This is a genomic window from Kineococcus sp. R86509 (assembly GCF_042466365.1).
Classification (GTDB): Bacteria; Actinomycetota; Actinomycetes; order Actinomycetales; family Kineococcaceae; genus Kineococcus.
Genome location: NZ_JAXHCE010000001.1, coordinates 3,787,835 through 3,810,891 on the forward strand (window position 1 = coordinate 3,787,835; position 23,057 = coordinate 3,810,891).

Annotated in this window: 21 protein-coding genes and 3 riboswitches; of the genes, 9 read left to right on the forward strand and 12 right to left on the reverse strand. The window is 72.2% G+C overall.

Going from position 1 to position 23,057, the window contains the following annotated elements; all coding sequences use genetic code 11:
* The first annotated feature begins 60 nt into the window (after positions 1–60).
* From SJY07_RS18515 to SJY07_RS18535, 5 genes are all read left to right on the forward strand, one after another.
* Positions 61–1,122 carry a Gfo/Idh/MocA family protein gene (locus tag SJY07_RS18515; protein ID WP_380161100.1) on the forward strand — a complete coding sequence of 354 codons (1,062 nt, stop codon included), beginning with the start codon at positions 61–63 and terminating at the stop codon, positions 1,120–1,122.
* Positions 1,119–2,303, forward strand: a complete 1,185-nt coding sequence (locus SJY07_RS18520; protein ID WP_380161102.1) for a Gfo/Idh/MocA family protein — start codon at positions 1,119–1,121, stop codon at positions 2,301–2,303. Before SJY07_RS18515 ends, SJY07_RS18520 begins: the two co-directional genes overlap by 4 nt.
* Positions 2,304–2,390: 87 nt before the next feature.
* Entirely contained in the window at positions 2,391–3,356 is a 966-nt protein-coding gene (locus SJY07_RS18525) for a sugar ABC transporter permease (protein WP_328292746.1), read from the forward strand.
* Positions 3,349–4,254, forward strand: coding sequence for a carbohydrate ABC transporter permease (locus SJY07_RS18530; protein WP_380161105.1), 906 nt, complete (start codon positions 3,349–3,351; stop codon positions 4,252–4,254). The genes SJY07_RS18525 and SJY07_RS18530 overlap by 8 nt, the downstream gene beginning before the upstream one ends.
* Before the next feature lie 55 nt (positions 4,255–4,309).
* Positions 4,310–5,650 (forward strand): extracellular solute-binding protein, encoded by a 1,341-nt coding sequence (locus SJY07_RS18535; RefSeq protein ID WP_328292744.1) that lies wholly within the window; start codon positions 4,310–4,312, stop codon positions 5,648–5,650.
* A gap of 24 nt (positions 5,651–5,674) precedes the next feature.
* On the opposite strand, the gene SJY07_RS18540 is transcribed toward SJY07_RS18535, so the two are convergent.
* The 8 genes from SJY07_RS18540 to SJY07_RS18575 all read right to left on the reverse strand — a co-directional run bounded on the left by SJY07_RS18540 (position 5,675) and on the right by SJY07_RS18575 (position 13,512).
* Positions 5,675–6,751, reverse strand: a complete 1,077-nt coding sequence (locus SJY07_RS18540; protein WP_380161107.1) for a LacI family DNA-binding transcriptional regulator — start codon at positions 6,749–6,751, stop codon at positions 5,675–5,677.
* A 27-nt stretch (positions 6,752–6,778) separates the two neighbouring features.
* Positions 6,779–7,069 carry a GNAT family N-acetyltransferase gene (locus SJY07_RS18545; RefSeq protein WP_380161109.1) on the reverse strand — a complete coding sequence of 97 codons (291 nt, stop codon included), beginning with the start codon at positions 7,067–7,069 and terminating at the stop codon, positions 6,779–6,781.
* A gap of 72 nt (positions 7,070–7,141) precedes the next feature.
* Complete coding sequence (locus SJY07_RS18550; protein WP_380161111.1) at positions 7,142–8,236, reverse strand: oxygenase MpaB family protein; 1,095 nt, start codon at positions 8,234–8,236, stop codon at positions 7,142–7,144.
* Positions 8,237–8,305: 69 nt separating this feature from the next.
* Positions 8,306–8,734 (reverse strand): riboflavin kinase, encoded by a 429-nt coding sequence (locus SJY07_RS18555; protein ID WP_380161113.1) that lies wholly within the window; start codon positions 8,732–8,734, stop codon positions 8,306–8,308.
* 15 nt (positions 8,735–8,749) lie between these two features.
* Positions 8,750–9,712, reverse strand: a complete 963-nt coding sequence (locus SJY07_RS18560; RefSeq protein WP_380161114.1) for an ABC transporter substrate-binding protein — start codon at positions 9,710–9,712, stop codon at positions 8,750–8,752.
* Between the two features lie 97 nt (positions 9,713–9,809).
* Positions 9,810–10,589, reverse strand: a complete 780-nt coding sequence (locus tag SJY07_RS18565; RefSeq protein ID WP_380161115.1) for an amino acid ABC transporter ATP-binding protein — start codon at positions 10,587–10,589, stop codon at positions 9,810–9,812.
* Positions 10,586–11,542, reverse strand: coding sequence for an amino acid ABC transporter permease (locus SJY07_RS18570; RefSeq protein WP_380161117.1), 957 nt, complete (start codon positions 11,540–11,542; stop codon positions 10,586–10,588). Before SJY07_RS18570 ends, SJY07_RS18565 begins: the two co-directional genes overlap by 4 nt.
* Complete coding sequence (locus tag SJY07_RS18575) at positions 11,539–13,512, reverse strand: FAD/NAD(P)-binding protein (RefSeq protein WP_380161119.1); 1,974 nt, start codon at positions 13,510–13,512, stop codon at positions 11,539–11,541. The genes SJY07_RS18570 and SJY07_RS18575 overlap by 4 nt, the downstream gene beginning before the upstream one ends.
* 164 nt (positions 13,513–13,676) lie before the next feature.
* Positions 13,677–13,771: riboswitch (SAM riboswitch) on the reverse strand.
* A gap of 62 nt (positions 13,772–13,833) precedes the next feature.
* On the opposite strand from SJY07_RS18575, the gene SJY07_RS18580 reads away from it, so the two are divergent.
* A complete protein-coding gene (locus SJY07_RS18580; RefSeq protein ID WP_380161121.1) occupies positions 13,834–14,760 on the forward strand; it encodes a RimK family alpha-L-glutamate ligase in 927 nt (308 codons plus the stop codon).
* On the opposite strand, the gene SJY07_RS18585 is transcribed toward SJY07_RS18580, so the two are convergent.
* Both SJY07_RS18585 and SJY07_RS18590 read right to left on the reverse strand, forming a co-directional pair.
* Positions 14,744–16,063, reverse strand: a complete 1,320-nt coding sequence (locus SJY07_RS18585; RefSeq protein ID WP_380161123.1) for an NtaA/DmoA family FMN-dependent monooxygenase — start codon at positions 16,061–16,063, stop codon at positions 14,744–14,746. The genes SJY07_RS18580 and SJY07_RS18585 overlap by 17 nt on opposite strands.
* An 8-nt stretch (positions 16,064–16,071) precedes the next feature.
* Positions 16,072–17,115 carry an LLM class flavin-dependent oxidoreductase gene (locus SJY07_RS18590; protein WP_380161125.1) on the reverse strand — a complete coding sequence of 348 codons (1,044 nt, stop codon included), beginning with the start codon at positions 17,113–17,115 and terminating at the stop codon, positions 16,072–16,074.
* A gap of 77 nt (positions 17,116–17,192) precedes the next feature.
* Here SJY07_RS18590 and SJY07_RS18595 point away from each other — a divergent pair, with 77 nt between their 5' ends.
* Entirely contained in the window at positions 17,193–17,426 is a 234-nt protein-coding gene (locus SJY07_RS18595) for a hypothetical protein (RefSeq protein ID WP_328292737.1), read from the forward strand.
* Positions 17,427–17,468: 42 nt separating this feature from the next.
* Here the strand turns inward: SJY07_RS18595 and SJY07_RS18600 are convergent, their stop codons facing one another.
* Together SJY07_RS18600 and SJY07_RS18605 are read right to left on the reverse strand one after the other, a co-directional pair.
* Positions 17,469–17,843: a rhodanese-like domain-containing protein gene (locus tag SJY07_RS18600; protein ID WP_380161126.1), complete on the reverse strand. Its 375-nt coding sequence runs from the start codon at positions 17,841–17,843 to the stop codon at positions 17,469–17,471.
* Between the two features lie 83 nt (positions 17,844–17,926).
* On the reverse strand, positions 17,927–19,273 hold the full coding sequence (locus tag SJY07_RS18605; protein WP_380161128.1) for an aminotransferase class V-fold PLP-dependent enzyme: 1,347 nt from the start codon (positions 19,271–19,273) through the stop codon (positions 17,927–17,929).
* Between the two features lie 56 nt (positions 19,274–19,329).
* Positions 19,330–19,444, reverse strand: a riboswitch (SAM riboswitch).
* Between the two features lie 160 nt (positions 19,445–19,604).
* Positions 19,605–19,696: riboswitch (SAM riboswitch) on the forward strand.
* Between the two features lie 61 nt (positions 19,697–19,757).
* Between SJY07_RS18605 and SJY07_RS18610 the strand changes: the two genes are divergently transcribed.
* Together SJY07_RS18610 and metE are read left to right on the forward strand one after the other, a co-directional pair.
* Positions 19,758–20,699, forward strand: a complete 942-nt coding sequence (locus tag SJY07_RS18610; protein ID WP_380161130.1) for a methylenetetrahydrofolate reductase — start codon at positions 19,758–19,760, stop codon at positions 20,697–20,699.
* Entirely contained in the window at positions 20,696–23,035 is a 2,340-nt protein-coding gene (gene metE / locus SJY07_RS18615; RefSeq protein ID WP_380161132.1) for a 5-methyltetrahydropteroyltriglutamate--homocysteine S-methyltransferase, read from the forward strand. Before SJY07_RS18610 ends, metE begins: the two co-directional genes overlap by 4 nt.
* Positions 23,036–23,057: the final 22 nt, after the last annotated feature.

The following is a 23,057-nucleotide window of genomic DNA, read 5'->3' on the forward strand; positions in this document are numbered from 1 at the left end:
GTCAACGAAGATTATCGATCACTTTCGTGGTCCGCACTGCTTCCACAGATGAGGTCAACGGTGAGCACATCTCTTGAAGACCGGCCCGTGCGCTTCGCGGCCGTCGGGCTCGACCACGCCCACGCGTTCGGTCAGATCGCGGGCCTGCTCGCGCAGGGCTGCGAACTCGTGGGTCTCGCCACGGACGACCGCGACGCCGCGATCGCCCGCGGCGTCGCGGAACGCTGGCCCGACGTCCCCTGGGCCGAGCACCCCGATCAGCTCCTGACCGACCCCTCGGTCGACCTGATCGTCACCGCCGCCGTCCCGGACCGGCGGGGGCCGATCGCCGTGACGGCCCTGCGCAACGGCAAGGACGTCGTGGCCGACAAACCCGGCTGCATCTCCCTCGAACAGCTCGACGAGGTCGAGAAGGCGGTGGCGGAGTCCGGCCGGTTCTGGTCGGTCACGTTCTCGGAACGCTTCGAGGTCCGCTGCGCGGTGAAGGCCGGCGAACTCGTCCAGGCGGGTCGCATCGGCCAGGTCGTGCAGACCATCGGGCTGGGTCCGCACCGCGAGGGGGACCGCGCCCACCTCGCCGGGGGCGCGGGGCGGCCGGCGTGGTTCTACGACCGGGACCGCACGGGCGGGATCCTCACCGACATCGCCAGCCACCAGATCGACCAGTTCCTCTTCTACACGGGGTCCGAGACCGCCGAGGTGGTGGCGAGCACCGTCGCGAACTACACCCACGAGGACTCGCCCCGGATGCAGGACTTCGGCGAGCTGACCCTGGCCGCCGAACGGGCCCACGGTTACGTGCGCGTCGACTGGTACACGCCCCAGGGTCTGCCCACCTGGGGGGACGGGCGCACGACGATCCTCGGAACCGAGGGGTTCATCGAACTCCGCAAGTACGTCGACCTCGCCGGGCGCGAAGGGGGCGACCACCTCTTCCTCGTCGACGGGAGCACGACCGAACGCATCGACTGCTCCGACGTCGAACTCCCGTACTACCCGGCCCTCGTGCACGACGTGCGCCACCGCACCGAGACGGCCTGCCCGCAGCGGCACACGTTCGAGGTGATGCGTCTCGCGATCACGGCGCAGCAGAACGCCACGCTGAAGGGGTTCGCGGCGTGAGCGCCGTTCCGGGAGCCCTGCGGGTCGGTGTCGTGGGCTGCGGGGGCATCGCCCGCTCGCACGGGCGGGCCTACGCGGCCAACCCCCGGGTGCAGCTCGTGGCGGCCCACGACGTGAACCCCGCGTCGGCGAAGGGCTTCGCCGAGGAGTTCGGCGCTGCCGCGTGCGACAGCCTGGCCGACCTCGTCGCCCAGGACGTGCAGCTCGTCTCCGTCTGCACGCCACCGGGTTCGCACACGGCGACGACCGTGGCCCTGCTCGAACTCGGGGTCTCCGTCCTCCTCGAGAAGCCGCCGACGGTCAACCTGGCCGACATGGACCTCATCGCGCAGGCCGAGGCGGCCAGCACGGGATCGGTCTACGTCGTCTTCCAGCACCGGCACGGGTCCGGGGCCGAGCGGGCGCACCGCCTGCTGGCCGACGGCTCGCTGGGGGTTCCGCGCGTCGCCGTGTGCGAGACGCTCTGGTACCGCCCGGAGAGCTACTTCGACCCCGAGTGGCGGGGGAACTGGGCCGGCGAGGGGGGTGGCCCCACCCTCGGGCACGGCATCCACCAGATCGACCTGCTCCTGCACCTCATGGGGGAGTGGACGACGCTGGACGCCATGGCCGCCCGCATCGCCCGTCCGGTCGAGTTCGAGGACGTGGCGACGGCGACGGTCACCTTCGCCAACGGTGCGCGGGCCTCGGTCGTGACGAGCCTGCTCTCGCCCAAGGAGGTCAGCCGCATCCGGATCGACACCACCGCCGGGACCCTCGAGGTCGACCACCTCTACGGCTACTCCGACGCGGACTGGTCCTGGTTCCCGCTGCCGGGCGCCGACCGGGTCGCCGCCAACGGGAGCGATCCGGAACTCGCCGGTGGGAACTCCGCCGGGGGCGACGGGGGCACCGACGTGTGGACGGCGTCGGCGGGGGTGGACCGGCCCTCGCAGCACGCGGCGCAGATCGACGAACTCGTGGACGACCTGCTCGCGGGTCGCCCGCACGCCACGACCCTGGCCAGCACGCGGCCGACGATGGAGTTCGTGACGGCGCTCTACGCGTCGGCTCTCGGGGGCACCAGCATCACCCGCCAGGACCTGACCCCCGACCTGGAGTTCTACCGCAGCCTCGACGGAGGACTTCCCGCGCAGCAGGTCTCGGCGCGGCTGGGTTCCGGCCGGTTCGCTCCGGCGTAGTCTCCACCCGCAACACCCCCTCGACTCAACGACGACCGAGAAGGTGGTTCCCATGTTCGATGGACCCCACGGCGGAAGGCCGCCGCGGTGAGCGCGATCTCCGAACTCTCCAACATCCGGACCGCCCGGGGCGACCGTCCCCGGACCCGTGAGGAGAAGGCCGCCCTGCGGCGCGAGAACGGCCGCGACAACAAGGCCGCGTACCTGTTCCTGGCCCCGTGGTTCCTGGGCCTGGTGGTCATCACCATCGGCCCGATGCTGGCCAGCCTGTACCTCTCGTTCACGAAGTACAGCCTGCTGCAGCCCCCGGAGTGGATCGGCGTGCAGAACTACGTCGACATGCTCACCGACTCGCGTCTGCACCACTCGCTGAAGGTCACGTTGATCTACGTGGTCGTCGGGGTGCCGTTGCAGCTGGGGTTCGCCCTGGCCGTGGCGATCGTCCTGGACCGCGGGATGCGCGGTCTGGCGCTGTACCGCTCCATCTTCTACCTGCCCTCGATGCTGGGTGGCTCCGTCGCCATCGCCCTGCTGTGGCGCCAGATGTTCGGCACCGAGGGACTCGTCAACCAGATCCTGGGGGCCGTGGGCATCCAGTCCACGACGGGCTGGGTCTCCGACCCGAGCTACGCGCTGTGGACGATCATCCTGCTGCACGTCTGGACGTTCGGTTCGCCGATGGTCATCTTCCTGGCCGGCCTGCGCCAGATCCCCGTCATGTACCACGAGGCCGCCGCTGTCGACGGGGCCAGCCGCTGGACCCGGTTCCGGCGGATCACCCTTCCGCTGCTGTCGCCGATCGTGTTCTTCAACCTGGTGCTGCAGCTGATCAACGCGTTCCAGTCGTTCACCCAGGCCTTCGTGGTCTCCGGTGGCACCGGGGGTCCGGCGGACTCCACGCTGTTCTACTCGTTGTACCTGTACCAGAAGGGTTTCGGTCAGTTCCAGATGGGCTACGCCGCGGCGATGGCGTGGTTGCTGGTCCTCATCATCGGTGTCCTGACCGCCGTCAACTTCCTCCTCTCGAAGTTCTGGGTGTTCTACGATGACTGAACTGCAGGAGACCGCCTCTCCCGAGGTCGCGACCCACGGGCCGAAGCCCGTGGAAGGTGCGGGACGTGCGTACCGCAACGCCCGCTCGGTGGTGAAGCACCTGGTGCTGATCGCCGTGAGCGTCATCATGATCTACCCGTTGCTGTGGCTGCTGGTGTCCTCGTTCCGGCCCACGGACGTCATCTTCCGGACCCCCGGGCTGTGGCTCAACGACCTGATCACCAGCAACTACACGGGCGGCTGGACGGCCCTCGCGCAGCCCTTCGGTCACTACATCGTGAACTCCGCGATCGTGGTCGTCGGGGCCGTCGCGGGGAACCTCTTCGCCTGCTCCATGGCCGCCTACGCCTTCGCCCGCTGCCGGTTCCGGTTCAAGACGCTGTGGTTCGCCGTCATGCTCATCACCGTGATGGTCCCGGTCCACGTCGTCCTGGTGCCGCAGTACATCCTGTTCAACAACCTCGGCTGGGTGAACACGTTCGTCCCGCTGATCCTGCCGAAGTTCCTGGCCACCGACTCGTTCTTCATCTTCCTCATGGTGCAGTTCATCCGCGGCATCCCGCGGGAGCTCGACGAGGCGGCCCGCATCGACGGCTGCGGACACGGCCGCATCTTCCTGCGCGTGATGATCCCGCTGATGGGGCCGGCGTTGGCCACCACCGCCATCTTCACGTTCATCTGGACCTGGTCCGACTTCTTCACCCCCCTGATCTACCTGACCGACCCGAACGCCTACACCGTTCCGGTCGCGCTCAAGCAGTTCCTCGACGCCACCAGCGGTAGCAACTGGGGAGCGATGTTCGCGATGTCCATCGTGACCCTCGTCCCGCTGTTCGTGGTGTTCCTCTTCGGTCAGCGCTTCCTCGTCAAGGGGATCTCCACCACCGGTGGCAAGTGACCGTCCGCACGACCGCTCCTACCCGCGCACCTTCGACGAGAATGGCCTCGCTGACATGAACCACGCGGACACCAACACCTCTCCCACCCCGCACCGGGGTCCGTCCCGGCGCCAGGCCGTCACCGGCCTCGCCGCCGTCGGGTCGCTGGCCGCCCTCGCCGCCTGCGCGCCCGGCAGCTCCGGCGGTTCGCAGGCCTCCGGGGGCGGCGGCACCCTGCGCGTCTCGACCTGGGGCAACGACTCCCGGCTCAAGCTCACCCAGCAGGCGGTGGCGGAGTTCGAGAAGGCCAACCCGGGCATCAAGGTCACCGTCGAGAACTCCGAGTGGACCTCGTACTGGGACAAGCTCGCCACCGGCACCGCCGCGAACGACTCGCCCGACGTCATCCAGATGGACGAGTCCTACATCGCCGCCTACGGGACGCGGGGCGCCCTGCTCGACCTCGGCTCCGTCTCCGGTCAGCTCGACCTGTCGGCGATGGACGAGAAGGTGCGCGACACCGGCATGGTGGACAAGACGTTCGTCGGTGCTCCCATCGGCACCGGCAACTACTCCTTCGGGGTCAACCCGAAGCTGCTGGAGCAGGCCGGCGTGGCGATGCCGGACGACACCAAGTGGACCTGGGACGAGTTCGCCGACCTCGCCACCCAGATCTCCTCGAAGCTGAGCGCCCAGGGCGTCTTCGGCTTCGACGGGTTCGGGGTGGGCACCAACGAGGTGGCCGTCTGGGCCCGCCAGCGCGGCCAGGAGGTCTTCCCCCGCGACGACGAGAAGCCCGCCGACGAGGCGACCGTCACCAACTTCTTCGAGTACGCCGACGCCCTCATCGCCTCCGGGGCGACGCCGCCGGCCGCGATGCAGAGCGAGAACTCGACCGCCGCGCTCGACGCCTCGCTGTTCGCCACCAACCGGGCGGCGTTCCACCTGCTCTTCCACACGCAGATCTCGGCGTTCGCAGCGGCCAGCGGCAACGAGTTGAAGCTGCTGCGGCTGCCCGCCAAGGCAGCGGGGGAGTCCCCGAAGATGGTGAACAAGGCGTCGATGTACTGGTCGATCTCCGCGCGCTCGAAGCAGAGCGAGAACGCGGCGAAGTTCGTCTCCTTCGTGCTCACCAACCCCGCCGCGACGAAGATCCTCACCACCGAGCGGGGGGTCCCGGCGATCCCGTCCGTGCAGGAGGACATCAAGCCGGTCCTGGACCCGCAGGCCAAGATCGCCCTGGAGTTCACCCAGGCGATCACCCCGGAACTGGTCGACCCGCCGCAGGTGACCCCGGCCAACGCGTCGTCGTGGAGCACCGACTACTCCACGATCGCGACCGAGCAGATCTTCGGGCGGAGTACCCCGGCCGACGCCGCCAAGAAGGTCGTGTCCGCCGCGGCGGGCATGCTCTGACAGCCGGTCCGTGCCGGCACACCGTCACGTCTGTGGCGGTGTGCTGGCGCGGACGAGCACCTCGCCCTCGAACCGTTCCCGGCGCAGCGGCCCGTCCCCGTCGGCGATGACGAGGTCGAAGACGGCCTCGCCGATGCCCCGCAACGGCAAGCGGACGGTGGTGAGGGCGGGGGCGACGTCGCGCAGGGTGGGGATGTCGTCGAAACCCGAGATCGCGAGGTCCGCGGGGACGTCGACGCCGGCGTCGCGGGCGGCCGCGAGGGCACCGACGGCCATCACGTCGTTCGCGGCCATCAGGAGCGGACGACGCCCCTCCACCCGGGGGAGCGGACCGCGGGCCAGGAACTCCTCGGTGCTCGCGTAGGCCCCGTCGCGGGTGAACGGGCCCGCCAGGTGCGCGACGGGTTCGATCCCGTGCGCTCTCAGCCCGGCCAGGAACCCCGCCGTCCGCTCCCGTGCGGTCAGCAGGTCCTCGGGGCCCTCCAGCAGCACGAACTCGCGGTAGCCGATCCCGACCATGGCCTCGCTCAGACGTCGCGCCGCGCCGACGTTGTCGATGAGGACGGTGTCGACCCCCAGCACGTCCTGGGTGACGGCCGCCACCTGCCCGCCGCTGGCGCGGAACGCGTCGAGTTCGGCGCGCAGGGCGTCCGTCGACTCCTCGTCGGCCCAGCGCGACCCGGCCAGCAGCACGGCTCGGACGCGCTGCCGGCGCAGCGTCGCGACGTGCTGCAGTTCCCGCACGGGATCGCCTCCCGTCACGGCGAGGGTGACGATGACGTCGGACGCCTCGGCCCGGGCCGTCACCCCGGCGGCGAGGGAGGAGAAGTACGGGTCGGCGATGTCGTGGACGACGAGACCGACGACTCCCGAGCGGCCCCGGGCCATCGCCTGCGCCTGCGCGTTGGCGCTGTAGTCCAGCTGCGCGGCCGCGGCGTGCACGCGTTCGCGCAGCGCCTCACCGACGACCCGGGAACTGCCGTTGAGGACGCGTGAGGCCGTCGCCAACGAGACCCCGGCCTCGCGGGCCACGTCGTCGAGGGTCACGGGCCCGTCGGGACGGGACCTGCGGGCACGTCGACGGGGCGCATCGGGGGTCACGGGCCACATCCTCCCGTGCGGGGGGCCTCAGAGGATGTCGGCGTACTCCTCGGCGTGCCGCCGCACGTGCAGGCGGACGAAGGAACAGGCCGGGACGACGCGCAACCCGCGCGCCCGGACGTCGGCCAACGCGGCGTCGACGACCTTCGTCGCCAGTCCCTCGTTCTCGTGGGCCGGGACGACCTCGGTGTGGACCATCGCGATCGACGAGCCCTGCGGGACGTAGTCGGCCAACGCCACGACCTGGCCGTCGAGGCGGCCCTCCCAGCGGTGGGCCTGCTCGTCGTGGGTGACGACGAGGTCGTCGACGGTTGCCACGGTGTCCTCCTGTGCTCGGTGGTCGTGCTCGTTCCCGTGGTGCGAACGTCACCGCGCCCGCGGCGCTTCCCGTCACCCGGCGTCGAGGAACTCCCGGTTGGCGGCGGTGTTCCGCGCGATGGCCGCGGCCCACGCCGTGGGGTTGCGCCGCAGCCGGTCGCGACGGGCCCGCTGCACGGCGGCGACGACCGGCACCGCCCGGCTCAGCAGCGGGTGCCGCGGGATGCCCAGCGCGTCCGCGAGCGGGTCGCCCTGCATGGCCCGGGAGACCACCTCGACGAGGGGGGTCGCCACGAGCGCCGGGATCGGGGTGAGTTCGGCCAGCGTGGTGGCCAGCACGGTCAGGCCCGAGGCCGTGAGGGCGCGGGCGTCGTCGTTGGGCGCCGCGGTGCGGGCGTCGATCCGGTCGTGCAGGGTGCGCGCACCGGCCAGGTCGACCACTCCCGCCGTGAGGCCCGGTTCGACCCCCAGCAGCGTTCCGAGGTGGCGCCAGAACCGGAGGAAGCGCGCGTACTCGGCAGGGGTGAGGTCGATGCCCAGCACCGCGGCGGACTGCGGCGCGACGTAGGTGAAGTCGAGCCAGGTGCGGAGCTGGTCCAGCTGGCTGATCGGGACGGTCCCGTCTGCGGGCGGGTCCTCGCGCTGGACGCGGCGCCGGACGACGGCGTGGCCGAGGCGCACGTGGGCAGTGGAGACGAAACCCCGCCGGCCGGGGCGGGTCCCGCTGGGCAGCGACGCGGCCGTCAGCCACTGCGCCGTCTCCAGCAGCCGGGCGTGGGCGTTCTCCCCCAGGAGCCGCCCCGTCCGGACCAGGATCGTGGACGTCGTCGGCGGCCGGTAGGAACTGATGAGCGCTCCCGCCCCGACGTCGAAGACGTGGACGCCCATCGACGCCGTGAAGGTCGGTTCGGCCGCCGCGTCCAGGACCTCGTCGTCGGCTGCGGCGCAGGTGCGTTCGAGGTCGAGCACCAGGTCGCGCACGGCGGGGTCCACGGCGCTGTCGGCGCCGTGGCGCAACGCCTCGTCGAAGCGTCGCCAGCCGGTGGGATCGGCGAGGACCCGGTCGGCGAGGGCGTCCGCGAGCGGGTCGGAACGGTGCGCCGCGGCGGCGAGGTCCGCCTCGGTGGGGAGGGCGGGGGAGGTCGGCGGAGTGCTGGAGGTCCTCACCCCGCTGACTCTGCCTCCTGAACGCCTCCTCCGCCCGTTCCACACCGTGGGCCGGCCCTCCGGGCGGCGTCAGCGACCGACCGTGGCGGCGGCCCACTCCCGGGTCGCCGCCACGTCGCGGTGCATCTGCGCCACGAGGTCGGCCGACCCCGAGAACGCCAGTTGGGGACGCAGGTGGCGGTGCAGCGACACCAGCACCTCACGGTCGTAGAGGTCGAGGCTGACGTCGAGGAGGAACGCCTCGAGCAGTCGCACCCCGTCCGCGTAGTAGGTGGGCCGCCGGCCCACCGAGACCGCCGCCATGTGCACGGGGCCGTCGTGGACCGGGTCGACCTGCACGGTGGCGGCCCAGACGCCGTCCGCCGGGCCGTCCCCGGGCAGCGCCACGTTCGCGGTGGGGAAGCCGAGCAGACGACCGCGCTGGTCGCCGTGCTCGACGGTGCCGCGCACCTGCAGGACGGGGGTACCGGTGCGGGGGACCGGAACTCGCAGAACCACGTTGCTCTCCTCGGATCAGTCGGTCTTCGGCAACCCGGGCGGGTTGATCTCGGACGTCGGCACGGACTCGTTCGCGAGGTTCCAGCGTGCGAGGGTCTTCGCGTAGGCGCCGCTCTCGATGACGTGGTTCAGCGCCGCGGCCAGGGCCTCGACCAGTCCGTCGCCCTTCTTCGTCGTCGCCGCGATGTCGGCCTGGATCGTGCCACCGCCGGGGACGGTGCCGACGATCTTCGTCTCGCCGGCGACGAGCACGTGGTAGGCCGCGGTCGGGTTCGGGCCGAAGTACGCCTCGATGCGCCCCGACTTCAGTGCGAGGTACACGTCGGTCGACTTCGCGTAGTACTGGATCGTCACCGGTTCCAGACCGGCCGCCGTGTTCTGGGCGTCCCAGTCGAGGAGCACCTTCTCCTGGTTGGTGCCCGAACCGACCGCGACGGTCAGCCCGGCGACGTCCTTCGGCTCCTGGATCGAGGTGGTGCCGGAGGACTTCGCGACCTCCCAGGCGAGGGTGTCGACGCGGTAGGAGGCGAAGTCGTACTTCTCCTTGCGTTCCTCGGTGACGGTGATGTTCGAGAACCCCACGTCGAACTGACCCGAGTCCATGGAGACGAACAGGTTCTCCCACGAGGTGGCCCGCAGATCGGGCTCCAGCCCGAGGACGCCGGCGACGAGCAGGGCGATGTCCGGTTCGATGCCGATGACCGTCGTGTCGTCGTCGGCACGGAAACCCAGCGGCGGGTTGCCGTCGGCCGTGGTGCCGATGACGAGGGTGCCGCGGTCGCGGATCTCCTGCGGCATGGTCGCCGCGATCTCCGGCACGGCCTCGACCGCGATGCGACCGCTCTGCTCGGGGCTGGTGTCGACCGCACCCTCGGTGGCGGCGACGGCGACGGTGGCGGGGTCGGTCCCGTTCCCGCACGCGGCCAGCACCAGCGGGCTCGCGGCCAGCGACAGGATCCAGGTTCGACGGCTGATCACAGGGTTCTCCTCGGGGTCGCGGTCTGCACCGGGCAGGCCGACAGGGCGGTCCGGCGGGTCGCCGGGTCGCGGGTGGGACGGGGGTGGGACGGGGTGGTCAGAGGACCTTCGCGAGGAAGGAACGGGTCCGTTCGTGACGGGGGTGGTCGAACACCTCGGTGGGAGTTCCCTCCTCGAGGACGACGCCGTCGTGCACGAACAGCACGCGGTCGGCGACCTCGCGGGCGAAACCGATCTCGTGGGTGACCACGACCATCGTCGTTCCCGAGGCCGCCAGGTCGCGGATGACGTCGAGGACCTCGCCGACGAGTTCGGGGTCGAGGGCCGACGTCGGTTCGTCGAACAGCACCAGGGAGGGTTCGAGGGCCAGAGCACGGGCGATCGCGACCCGCTGCTGCTGACCGCCGGACAACCGCCGGGGGTACTCGTCGGCCTTGTCGGCGAGTCCGACGCGGGCGAGGAGGGCCCGGGCCTCGACCTCGACGGCGGACCGGCGGCGCTTCTGGGCCGAGACCGGCGCCTCCACGACGTTCTCCAGCACCGTCAGGTGCGGGAAGAGGTTGAAGTGCTGGAAGACGAACCCGATGTGCGAACGCCGGCGCAGCACCTCACGCTCGTGGAGTTCGCGCAGGTGGTTCCCGGCCCGCTCGTAGCCGATCAGTTCACCGTTGACCTCGACGATGCCCGAGTCCACCTTCTCCAGGTGGTTGATGGTCCGCAGCAGCGTCGACTTGCCGGACCCGGACGCACCGAGCACCACGGTGACGGTGCCGGCGGCGACGGAGAGGTCGACGCCGCGCAGCACCTCGAGCGCGCCGAACCGCTTGTGGACCCCCTCGAGCCGGACGACGGGACGGGGCGGGGTGGACGTGCTCATCGCGAGGCCTCCAGTCGGCGGGCGCGGGCGCCGCGGACGGAACGGAGGAGCACCACCAGGGGGAGGTCGTCCTGCGAGCGGGAACTGCCCCGTCCGTAGTGGCGTTCCACGAACCACTGCAGCACCGAGAGGGCACTGGTGAGGACGAAGTACCAGACCGCGGCCACTACGAGCAGCGGGATGACCCTGCCGGTCCGGGAGTACACGACCTGCACCTGGTAGAAGAGCTCGGGCAGCGCCATGATGTAGACGACCGAGGTCCCCTTGAGCAGCCCGATGATCTCGTTCCCGGTGGTGGGGACGATGATGCGCAACGCCTGCGGCAACTGGATCCGCCAGAACTGCCGCCCCCGGGGGATCCCCAGCGCGGCCGCGGCCTCCCGCTGACCGGGGTCGATCGCGAGGAACCCGGACCGGACGATCTCGGCGAAGTACGCGGCCTGGTGCAACCCGAGCCCGAGGCAGGCGGCGGTCACCGGGCCGATGAGGTCCTGGGTCCCGATCGACCAGAACTGCGGGCCGAACGGGATCCCGACGCCGATCCGCTCGTAGAGGATCGCGAGGTTGTACCAGAAGAGCAGTTGCAGGATCAGCGGCACCGAGCGGAAGACGCTGATGTAGGTGAAGCTGACCCCGGTGAGCAGCGGGTTGTCGGACATGCGCATGAGGGCCAGCACGGTCCCCAGGACCAGGCCGATCGCCGTCCCCACGAGCGTCAGCTCCACCGTGAACCACAGCGACCGCAGGATCGTGGCGGAGAACAGGAACCGACCCACCGTGGGCCACTCCCAGACGGGGTTCGCGACCAGCGCGTGGACCGCCATCGCGGCGAGCACCGCCACGACGGCGGTGGCGACCCAGCGCCAGGGGTGACGGGCGGGCAGGACCCTGACCGCGGGCGGAACGGTCAGCACGGGCGCCGGTGCCCGGGTCGGTCGGGTGGTCTCGCTCATCGTCCTCGTTCTCCAGGGAGTTCGCTGCGGATCTCGACAGGTCGTCGTGCGGTCGGGACGGAACCCGCAGCACGGAGCAGTTCCGCGGCCAGGCGGTCGCTGCGTCGGAAGAGCTCGGCGTTCGATCGTGGTCGGGCGAAGGCAGCGGCCGCCGCCTCACCGGCCACCCAGGCGCCGGTCGCGAAACGGCGGGGGTGGACGGAGCCGTCCGCCTGCACCAGGCGCCCGCCTCCGTCGACGACGAGGCGCCCGTTGGACCACCGCACCTCGCCGTCCACCAGTTCGTGGGCCCGGACCTCACCGCGCTCGCGCAACCGGGTGAGCAGGACGTCGGAGGTCCGCTCCAGGTCCGGTACCGGCAACCGGGCCTCGACGAGACCCCGTGCCCGCACCTGGTGCGGACCACTGGCCGAGGAGGCGAGGAACACGCCGGCCTCCGGGTCCGGCTCGACGTGCACGTCGGCCCCGAGGAACCTCAGGACCCCCGCGCGGGCCAGGGCCGACATCTGCCGCAACCGCTCGGGCGGGGGACCGCTGGCCACGTAGCTGAAGAACCCGTGCCACCAGCCGTCGAGGTCGAGCGCCGTGGATCGTGCGTTCAACCGGCCCGCGGAGTGCAGGCCGAGGGTCACCACGTACGCGGACAGTAGCGCGGCCAGGGCTGCCGCGTCCGGGGAGTGCGCCGGGTCGGCCCGTCGTTCCCGGTCGTCCTCGAGGTGGCGCAGGACGCGTTCGTGGACCTCGTCCCCCGACGTCCCCCACCAGCCCTCGAGCGGACGGTCCAGTGCGGTCACGTCGAACCGGTCGCGCGGGTCGGGTACGGCGCGTTCCACCAGGTGGTCCAGTTCCGCGCTGCCCCAGGGCGACCGGGCGAACCGGGCGTCGAACTCGGCGGGCGCCAGGACGGTCCGTTCCCGGTGGGTGCGGAACAGTTCCCGGTAGTGCGCCCCGGCCATCTCCTTGACGATCAACGGCCAGAGGTCCGAGCGCAGGTCGAGTTCCGCGCTCCCGAACCGCTCCTCGACGACCCTCGCGCTGTAGTGGTGGGGCAGACCCAGGCCCGCCGGCGCCGGGTACCCGATCTTCGAGCGGTGGGGAACCCCCCGACGCGACCCGGCGAAGAGGCGCGGTTCCGCTCCGCTGGGGTGGTACCGGAGGTGGCCCTCGGGGAGTTCCTCGAACCGGCCCCCGCGGCCCTCGGTGAGCAGCACCACCAGGTCGACGAAGGCGAGACCCATCCCCACGACGACGACGTCGGCGCCCGGCCGCAGCACGTCCAGGTCCTGGTCGGTCGTGTAGCCGGGACGGACGTAGGCGAGGCCGTGGCTGCGGGCGAACGTCTCCAGCTTCCGCTCGCGGGGACCCGGGCGGACGTCCAGGTGTCCCTGGACGAGCAGCACGACGTCGACGGTCAGCGGTTCCCCGGGGCCGGCGAGCTGCACCCGCTGACGTCCGTCGTCCGCGTCGAGGACGTCGAGGACCGTGCGCGCGTGGCGGTGGACCCGCAGGTTCGGGGGCAGGCCGTCGAGCGTGCGTCGCCACGCCGCACCGAGGTAGCGGCTCGCGAGCCGGCGGGAGACGAAGGAACCCGGCCCGCTGCGCAGGACCTCCTCGCGCAGCAGGTCCTCACCGGCGGCCGCGGCGTCGTGGACCAGTTCGGCCCGGTTCTCCCGGATCCAGTCCGCCAGCGACGGCCCCCGGGTGACGGGTCCGGTCAGCCCGGTGACGGAGTCGTCCGGCAGCACCGTGATGTCGGCGGCCCGGGAGTTCATCCACAGCAGGGGGTCCTGGGCCTCCCTCCAGGTGCGACCGGCGCCGGAGTCGAAGGGATCGACGACGTGCACGTCGAGGTCCTCGGGGCCGGCGTGCGCACCGAGGCGTTGCAGCAGGACGAGGGTGCGAGGACCCGCGCCGACGATGCACAGGCTGCGGACGCGGGTGGGGGTGGGGATGGGGATGGAGAAGGGCACGGGGGAACTCCGATGATCACGTCGACGACGACGCCGGGTTCCGTCCGCGGGATCACCGCAGCGGACGGGGGATCAGGATCCCGCGCACACCGCGGACTGCAGTCGACCGAGGTCGACGTGGCGACGACGTGTGAAGCGCTTCTCGGGTACCTTCACGGCGCGAACTCCCATCGGTCCTGGCGGAAGCACCCGCGCCTGAAGGTTCAGGGGGTTGCTGCGACGTCGACGAGCCAGGTCTCTCGGTCGCTCTGGATGGACGGTGTGAAACTATCGCACGAGGAGACCCGTTGCCAAACTCCTCACGAACCCAGGAGGAAGAGCATGACCATCCCGACCGAGCCGCGCGTCCACGTGGTGCACGAGAACCCCGAGTGGTTCCCGCCCTTCGAAGCCGCCCTGCGCGCCGAGGGCGTCCCCTTCCAGGAGGTCCTGCTGACCGGCGGGTCCCTGGACCTCGACGCCGAACCGGCCCCGGGCGTCTACTGGTCGCGGCTCAGCGCGTCCGCGCACACCCGCGGTCACGGGCAGACCAAGGAGTTCACCCGGGCCCTCTTCGCCTGGCTCGAGGGCTGGGGCCGCCGGGTCGTCGGGGGGACCCACGTCGTCGAGCTCGAGGTGAGCAAGGTCGCCCAACACGCGCTGCTGCACCGCAACGGGTTCGACGTACCCCGGACCCTGGCCGTCTTCGGCCGAGGGGACCTGGCGGCACGCTCCCGGGAACTGCAGGTGCCGTTCATCACCAAGCACAACCAGGGCGGCAAGGGCCTCGGCGTCCGGCGCTTCGACTCCCACGAGGACTTCGACGCCCACGTCGCCTCGCCGGAGTTCGAGGAACCGGTCGACGGGATCACCCTGCTCCAGGAGTTCCTCCGCTCGGCCGAACCGTTCGTCACCCGGGCCGAGTTCGTGGGCGGGCGCTTCGTCTACGCGGTGCGCGTGGACACCTCCGCGGGCAGCTTCGAACTGTGCCCCGCCGACGCGTGCGAGGTGCCGGGCGTGGTCCCGTTCGCGCTGCGGACGGAGATCACCGGAGACCACCCGCTCGTCCGCCGCTACGAGGAACTGCTGCGGACGGCCGGCATCGAGATCGCCGGCATCGAGTTCCTCGAGACGGCGGACGGGCGGACGGTCACCTACGACATCAACACCAACACGAACTACAACCCCGCGGTCGAGGCCGTCGCCCCCGTGTCGGGTCCCGGCGCCATCGCCCGCTACCTCGGCGGGCTCCTCAGCGGCAACGCGTGAGCGGAGGTCGCAGACCCAGGTGCTCGCGCAGCGTGGTCCCGACGTACGCGGTCGGGTAGGCGCCCCGTTCCTGCAGGGCCGGGACGAGCTGGTCCACGATGTCGTCCAGGCCGCTGGGGACGAGGAACGGCGTGACGTTGAACCCGCTGCTGGCGCCGCTGCGCACCCAGAGGGTCAGCTCGTCGGCCAACTGCGAGGCCGTACCGGCGAAACCGCGCCGGGCCGAGGTGTGCAGCACGAGTTCGCGCAGCGAGAACTCGTTCTCCTCCGCCACCCGGCGCCACTCCCGGGCGATCGCCCGGGGGTCGTGACCCTGTCGCGCGGCGCCCCGGGTCCCGTCGATGTCCGCGATGACGGGGTCGTGCGCGGGCAACGGGCCGTCGGGGTCGTGGCCCGACAGGTCCTCGCCCCACACCTGACCCACCAGCGAGAGCGCGGTCGCGGGGGTCACCTGCTGCTCCAGGACCCAACGGGCCTTCTCCTCCACCTCGCCCTCGGTGTCGGCGACGACGATCTGGGTCCCCGGGAAGGTGAGGACGTCGTCCTCGGGGCGACCCGCCGCCACGACGCGGCGGCGGACGTCGTCGGCGAAGGCCAGCGCGTCGTGGCGGTCGCTCCCGTGCGCGGAGAAGATCACGTCGGCCGAGCGGGCGGCGAAGTCGCGGCCGGCGGGTGAGTCGCCCGCCTGGAAGATCACGGGATGACCCTGCGGGCTGCGGGGGACGGTGGGGGCGATCTCGACGTCGAAGAAGCGGTCGTCGGAGTCCACGGGGGCGAACTCCGACCCGTCCCAGCTGTCCCAGACCCGTCGGGCCAGGTTCACGAAGCGTTCGGCCCGCTCGTAGCGGTCGGCGTGGTCGAGGTAGCCGCCCCGGCGGAAGTTCGCCCCGGTCCAGGCGTTGTCCGTCGTGACGACGTTCCACGCGGCGCGACCACCGGAGAGGACGTCCAGGGACGCGAGGCGGCGGGCCAGGTCGGCGGGGTCGTTGTAGGTGGTGTTCTGGGTGGCGACCAGACCGATGCGGTCGGTCAGACCCGCCAGCGTGGCGAGTTCGGTCAGCGCGTCGGGTCGTCCGACGACGTCGAGGTCGTGGATCCTGCCCCGCTGTTCGCGCAGGCGGAGACCCTCGCCGAGGAAGAACGCGTCGAACAGTCCGCGTTCGGCGGTCCGGATCAGCTGCGTGAAGGTCGAGTGGTGCATCTGGGATCCGCTGCGGGGGTCCGACCAGATGGTGCTGTGGTTGACGCCCTGGAAGAAGACGCCGAAGTGGACGACGGCGTTCGGGTAGCGCAGGTCGGTCACGGGACTCCTCAGGCCGTCGCGAAGTGGTTGACCGGCCGGGGACGGCCGAGGGTGGTGCGCAACGTCGCACCGGCGGCGGGTGGTTGCAGCAGCCGGGCGACGCGCAGGGCGGGGAAGGTGGTGCGCAGCAGCGTGCGGAGGTCCTCGTCGAGGACGGCGGCGTGCAGCCGGACACCGTCGACGGAACCCGCGAGACCGGAGAGGTACCGCGCGAAGCCCTCACCGGACCCCGTCCAGCGCAGCCGGCCCCGTGCGGGAGCCGGGGCGTCGGCGTCTAGCGCCTCGACCCGCTGCGCACCCGAGGCGGCCGCGGTGTCGAGGGCGAACTCGACCTCGAGCACGACCAGCGGACCACCGGCGCTGCGCCGGGTCCGCTCGCTGCCCGTGAGGACGACGTCGACCACGCCCGGGTCGAGGAGGTCGCGTTCGTGGGCGGCCACGACCGGCTGCCCCTGCGGGGGACGGGGCACGGTGAGCGGGCCCTTGACCGAGAAGTTGGTGGCGACGACGTCGACGTGGTGCAACCGGTCGCGGTCGACGTAGCGTCCCGTGGCGACGTCGCGGACCACCGCGTCGTCCTCCCAGGAGTCCCACAACCTCCGCACGGCCCCGACCACGTCGGTGAGTTCCGCCTGCGGGTCGTCGAGCACGGGGAGGTTCACCGTCCGGGCCACGGCGGGGGTGGACGTCGTCGCGATCCAGCCGGCGCGGCCGGCGCTGGAGTGGTCCAGCGACGCGATCTGCGCCGCCACGTGGAACGGTTCGGAGTAGGTGGTCGCGGCGACCGGCAGCAGACCGATCGTGTCGGTGGTCCCGGCGAGGAAGGCCGCCCGCTGCACCGCGTCCAGGTGCCCGCGGGGGTTGCGGGGGTCCGGCAGCGTGGAGTCCTCGAAGGTGAGTCCCGTGAGGCCCTGGGCCTGCGCGGTGACGGCGAACTCCTTCAACCGCGCGGGGGAGAACACGGCGTCGGGGGAGACCCGGGAGCGGCGCCAGGCCGCGGGGTGCCACCCGCCGCCGTCGACGTCGAGGAACACGTGGAAGGGGGTCGGCATGGAAATCTCCTGAGTGGTGGGTACGGCAGCCGTCGTCTGTGTCACAGTGCTCTCCACCGATCGACGAGGAGGCGACCATGCGTGACCGGGTACGAGAACTGTTGGCGCACTGGGTGTCGTCGATCGTGGCCGGACTGGCCATCGCGGGGCAGGGGCAGTGGGGGTACGCCTGGTCGCCGCTCGACGACGAGCCGGCCCCCGGCGAGCTGAGCTGGCCGCAGTTCGAGGGGGAGCTGCGCGCGCTCTTCGCCGAGGCCGAACGTGGCGGGATCGGCGACGGGTCCCGGCCCAGCAGCGAGCCGATGCCCTGACGTCCTGCCCCGTCGACAGGGGTGGATGTCGACCGGGGTGGATCAGGTCTGAGCGGGTTCGCCCACGGTCAGCCCCGAGGCCTTCCAGGCCGGGAACCCGCCGTCGACCTGCACGACGTCGGTGAAGCCGGACGCCAGCAGTTCGGCGGTGACGGGGCCGGAGCCCGCGGGAGAACCGCAGATCACGACGATCTGCTGGTCCTTCCCGGTGAGTTCCGCCAGCGCGGTGTCGGAACCGAGGGCGAACTTCGCCGCCACCTCGGTCTTGGCCACGACGACGGCCTGCGGCAGGTCGCCGGCGGCGGCCCGCCCGGCGTCGCTGCGGACGTCGACGAACAGCGCACCGGCGGCGACGGCGCGTCCGGCGGTCTCGGCGTCGACGAGCGGTGCCTGGGGTGCTGCGGTGGTGTCGCTCACGTCGTGTCTCCTCGGTTCGTGCGGTCGGCCCCGGCGATCGCGCGAGGCCGTCGTCCCTGCGGGCTGAGGCGTCGGGGACGAGGTCACCCCAGGTCCGCGTTCGCACCGGGCGCGGGCAGGAAGGACGCGGGTTCCGGGCGAGCGTCGGTCGTGGGACCCCAGTGCCCCTCGACGATCCCGTACTCGAGCTCCGGCCCGGCACCGACGAACTGCTCGACCGCGGCCAGCAGCCGTTCGACCTCGGCCGATCCCGTCCCGACCCCGGTGGAAACCCTCAGCCCGCCGTCGGCCAGACCGAGGGAGTCGGCGAACCGGTGGGCGCAGAACCGTCCGTCGCGCACACCGATCCCGTGCTCGGCCGAGAGGAAGGCCGCGACCTCGGAGACCGAGCGACCGGGGACGGTGAAGGTCACGACCCCCACGGCGTCGTCGGGGTGCGGGCGCACGACCTCGACGCCCGCCAGTGCCGTCAGCCCGCCGACGAGCCGTTCGCGCAACGCCTCCTCGTGCGCCTCGAGCGCTCCGGGGGCCAGTGTCGCGAGCGTGCTGCAGGCCTGGGCGAGGGCGACGGCGCCGAGCACGTTCGGGGAACCCGCCTCGTGGCGGTCGGGCCCGGTGGCCCACCGCACCGCGTCGTGGCGCACGTCGAGGGTGGCGCCTCCACCCGCGAGGTAGGGATCGGCGGCGTCGAGCCAGTCGCGACGACCGACGAGCGCGCCCGCTCCGTAGGGGGCGTAGAGCTTGTGCCCGGACAGCGCGATCCAGTCGATCCCGTCGCGACCGAGGTCCACCCGGCGGTGGGGGAGCAGCTGCGCCCCGTCGACGGCGATGCGGGCGCCGGCCGCGTGCGCGGCCCGGGCCAGCCGGCGCAGCGGCAGCACCTCACCGGTCACGTTGGAGGCACCGGCGACGGCCAGCAGCGCGTACCCGCCGCGGGCGAGCTCGGCCTCCAGCAGCGTCGCGGTCTCCTCCGCGTCCGACCCGCCGCGCAGGACCGTGGTCAGGGCTGAGCGCTGCCACGACAACAGGTTCGCGTGGTGCTCGACGTCGGCCACCAGGACCCTGGAGCCCTGCGGGACGGCCCGGGCGAGCAGGTCGAGCGCGTCGGTCGTGCTCCGGGTGAAGACGACGACGTCGTCGGGGCGTGCCCCCAGGAAGGTCCCGACCTCGGCCCGGGCCTGCTCGAACAGGGCGGTGGAGACGCGCGAGAGGTACCCGGCGCCGCGGTGGACGCTGGCGTAGTGGGGGAGGACCTGGGCGACGCGGGTGGCGACGGAGACGAGGGCGGGCGCGCTCGCGGCGTTGTCCAGGTTCGCGTAGGTGGTCGACCCGCCCTGGGCGAGCGGGACGCGGGTGTCCCGGCCGACCACGGGCAGCAGCGGCGCGACGGGCGCCGGGCAGCGGAGGGGGGAGAGGGTGCTGAGCGTCACGAGAAGTCTCCTGGAGGAACTGGACCCTGCCGGGAGGACCGGGATCACCCCGGCGAGGTCCGCGCTTGCCGGCGCCACCGCGGCGTCGACCAGGTCGTCACCCGGGGCACCCCGCCGCGGAGGGAGGGTTGCCGGCCAGCGAGCCGGGGCTTGTCGCTGGCGCTCATGACCTGCGGTGAGGTTGTCACGTCGGACCCCGCTGAGCAAGATCGGCGTGTCGCGAACCCGTCGGAACTCCCTCCAGAACCCCACGTGTCGGGTAGTTCCTCCGTTCGGGGGAACCCCGGAACAGCACTTGTGGATCGCGTCGACCCCGGTCTACATTCGGTGAACACCATCCAGAGCGGCCGAGAGTCCTGGCTCGACGACGCCGCAGCAACCCCCCGAGCCCGGGCGAGGGTGCTAAAGCCAGGCCGATGGAGTTCGTGATGCGCCCCACCGATGTCCCTGACGCGTACCCGGTTCCGGACCGGGGCCGGCCGCGATGACGCTGGCTCCCCTCGTCGCCGCCGCGACCGGGAGGCCCACCGTCAGTTTCGAACTCTTCCCGCCCCGTTCCGAGAGCGGGCGGGAGTCGTTGTGGCGCAGGCTCTCCGATCTCCTCGACACGCACCCCGACTTCGTCTCGGTCACCTTCGGGGCGGCCGGCGCGACGAGGGGACCGAGTCGGGAACTGCTGGCCCACGTCCTGGGTTCGACGGCCGTGCCGGCGATGGCCCACCTGACGTGCGTGGGGTCCTCGCGACGTGAGGTGGTGGAACTCGCCGGCGAGTTCCTCGACGCCGGTGTCCGCAACGTCCTCGCGCTGCGGGGCGACCCGCCGGTCGGGAGCGCGGACTGGACCCCGCACCCGGACGGTCTGGCGACCGCGCGGGACCTGGTGGAACTCCTCCAGGTCGCCGAACGGCGGCGCTCCGCGCTGCGGGGCGGTCGCGTCCCCGTCGACGAGGGTCCCCTGACCCTCGCCGTGGCGGCCTTCCCCCGCGGTCGCGACGCGGAACTGGCGGCCCTGCGCGCCAAGCAGGACGCCGGTGCGCACTTCGCGATCTGCCAGGTGACGTTCTCGGCCGACGAGTACGCCACCTTCGTGCGCCGGGCGCGCGCCGCCGGGGTGAGCATCCCGCTGCTGCCGGGCATCGCCGTGACGGACGACGCCCGCCGGTTGCAGCGCATCGGTGAGCTGGCCGGTGTCCCGGCCCCGGAACAGCTGCTCGCGGCGCTCGACACCGACGACACCGCCCAGCGCCGCCGGGCGTCGACGGCGTTCTCGTCGGGACTCGCGGCGGGACTGCTCGACGCCGGCGCCCCCGGACTGCACCTCTACACGTTCAACGCGGCGGAACCCGCGCTCGACCTGCTCGACCACCTGAACCTGCCCCGATCCACCCAGAGCCGCATCGCTGCGGTAGGAGGTCCCACCCCGTGAGCACCGAGAACTTCCCCACCTGGACCGCCACCGTCCTCGGCTACCCGCGCATCGGCGCCGACCGCGAGACCAAGAAGGCGCTCGAGGCCCTGTGGGCCGGTCGCGCCGACCTCGACACCACCGAGGCCGCCCTGGCCGGGGTCCGTGCCGCCACGGTCCGCCGCCTGAACGCCCTGGGCCTGCCGGCGCACGACGCGTCGATCCCGTCGGCGTTCTCGGCCTACGACCAGGTGCTCGACGCCGCCGTCGCCGTCGGCGCCGTCCCGCCGCGCTTCGCCGACGTCGTGGGCGAGGACGGCCGCGTCGACCTCGTCGGGTACTCCACGATCGCCCGCGGTCGCGGTGCGGACGCCCCGCTGGAGATGACGAAGTGGTTCGACACCAACTACCACTACCTCGTCCCCGAGATCTCCCCGTCGACGACCTTCCGGTTCGCCGACGACCGTGGGGTGCGGGAGTTCGCCGAGGCGCTCTCCGACGGGTTCCTGACCCGTCCCGTCGTGGTCGGGCCCGTGACGTTCCTGCTGCTGGCCAAGGCGGCCGACGACTCCCCGGCGGGTTTCGCCCCGATCTCCCGGCTCGACGATCTGCTGGCCGCCTACGAGGAACTGCTGACCGCCTACGCGGCCGCGGGGGCGGAGTGGGTGCAGCTGGACGAACCGGCGCTCGTCAGCGACTCCGCGACGAACGGCGTCGAAGGTCTCGCCGACCTCGTCCGCCGCGCCTACGACCGCCTCGCGGCGCTCGAGGGCCGTCCGCGTCTGCTGGCCGCGACGCCCTACGGCGACCCGGGTGACCTCCTGGAACCCCTGGCCGCCACGGCGGTCGAGGGTCTCGCCCTCGACCTCGTCCGCGGCGCGACGCCGGCGCGTCCGGAACTGCTGCACGGCAAGACGGTCGTCGGCGGGGTCGTGGACGGGCACAACGTCTGGCGCGCCGACCTCGTCGAGGCGCTGGCCCGGCTGCGGACCCTCGAGGGTTCCGCCGCCCACGTCGTCGCCGGGACGTCGACCTCCCTGCTGCACGTCCCCCACGACGTGACCCGCGAGACCACCCTCGACGAGCGCCTGCGCGGCTGGCTCGCGTTCGCCGACCAGAAGGTCGCCGAGGTCGTCGTCCTGGGCAAGGCGCTGGGGGACGCGGCGTCCGTCCAGACGGAGCTCACCGCGTCGGCGCAGGCCCGGGCCGACCGCGTCGGTGCCCCCGGCGTGGTCCGTCCCGAGGTGCGCGACCGGCTCGCAGCGCTCACCCCGGAGGCCTTCGGCCGCAGCGACTACGCCGTGCGCCGCCTCGCGCAGGAGCAGGCGCTGGGTCTGCCGGCGCTGCCGACGACGACGATCGGCTCGTTCCCGCAGACGAGCGAGATCCGCAGGGCGCGGGCCGCGTGGACGCGGGGGGAGCTCACGGAGGCCGCCTACGAGGAGTTCCTGCGGGCCGAGATCGACCGCGTCGTGGACCTGCAGGAGGAACTCGGGCTCGACGTCGTCGTGCACGGGGAACCCGAGCGCAACGACATGGTCCAGTACTTCGCCGAGCAGCTCGACGGGTTCGCCGTCACCGCCCACGGCTGGGTCCAGTCCTACGGGTCGCGCTGCGTGCGCCCGCCCATCCTCTGGGGTGACGTCGTCCGTCCGGCGCCGATCACCGTGCCCTGGAGCCGGTACACGAAGACGCGCACGACGAAGCCCGTCAAGGGCATGCTGACCGGCCCGGTGACGATCCTCGCCTGGTCCTTCGTCCGCGACGACCAGCCGCTGGGCGACACCGCCCGCCAGGTCGCCCTGGCGCTGCGCGACGAGGTCAGCGACCTCGAGGCCGCCGGCATCGGGATCGTCCAGGTCGACGAACCCGCGCTGCGGGAGCTGCTGCCCCTGCGCACCCAGGACCAGCCCGCCTACCTGGACTGGTCGGTGAACTCGTTCCACCTGGCGACGGCCGGTGCCGCCGACGCGACGCAGATCCACACCCACCTCTGCTACTCGGAGTTCGGTGAGGTCATCGACGCGATCGACGGCCTCGACGCGGACGTCACGAGCATCGAGGCGGCACGCTCGCGCATGGAGGTCCTCGGCGACATCGCGCGGGCCGGTTTCGCGCGGGGCATCGGGCCGGGGGTCTACGACATCCACTCGCCGCGCGTTCCCTCGACCGAGGAGGTCGTCGGGTTGCTGCGCGCCGCCGTCGCCGCGGTCCCGGCCCGCCAGGTCTGGGTGAACCCGGACTGCGGCCTCAAGACCCGTGGCTACGCCGAGACCACCGAGTCGCTGCGCAACCTCGTCGAGGCCGCTCGCACCGTCCGCGCGGAACTCCCCGCGCACGCCGTCGCGACGAGCTGACGCCCCCGTCCGACCGGAACCC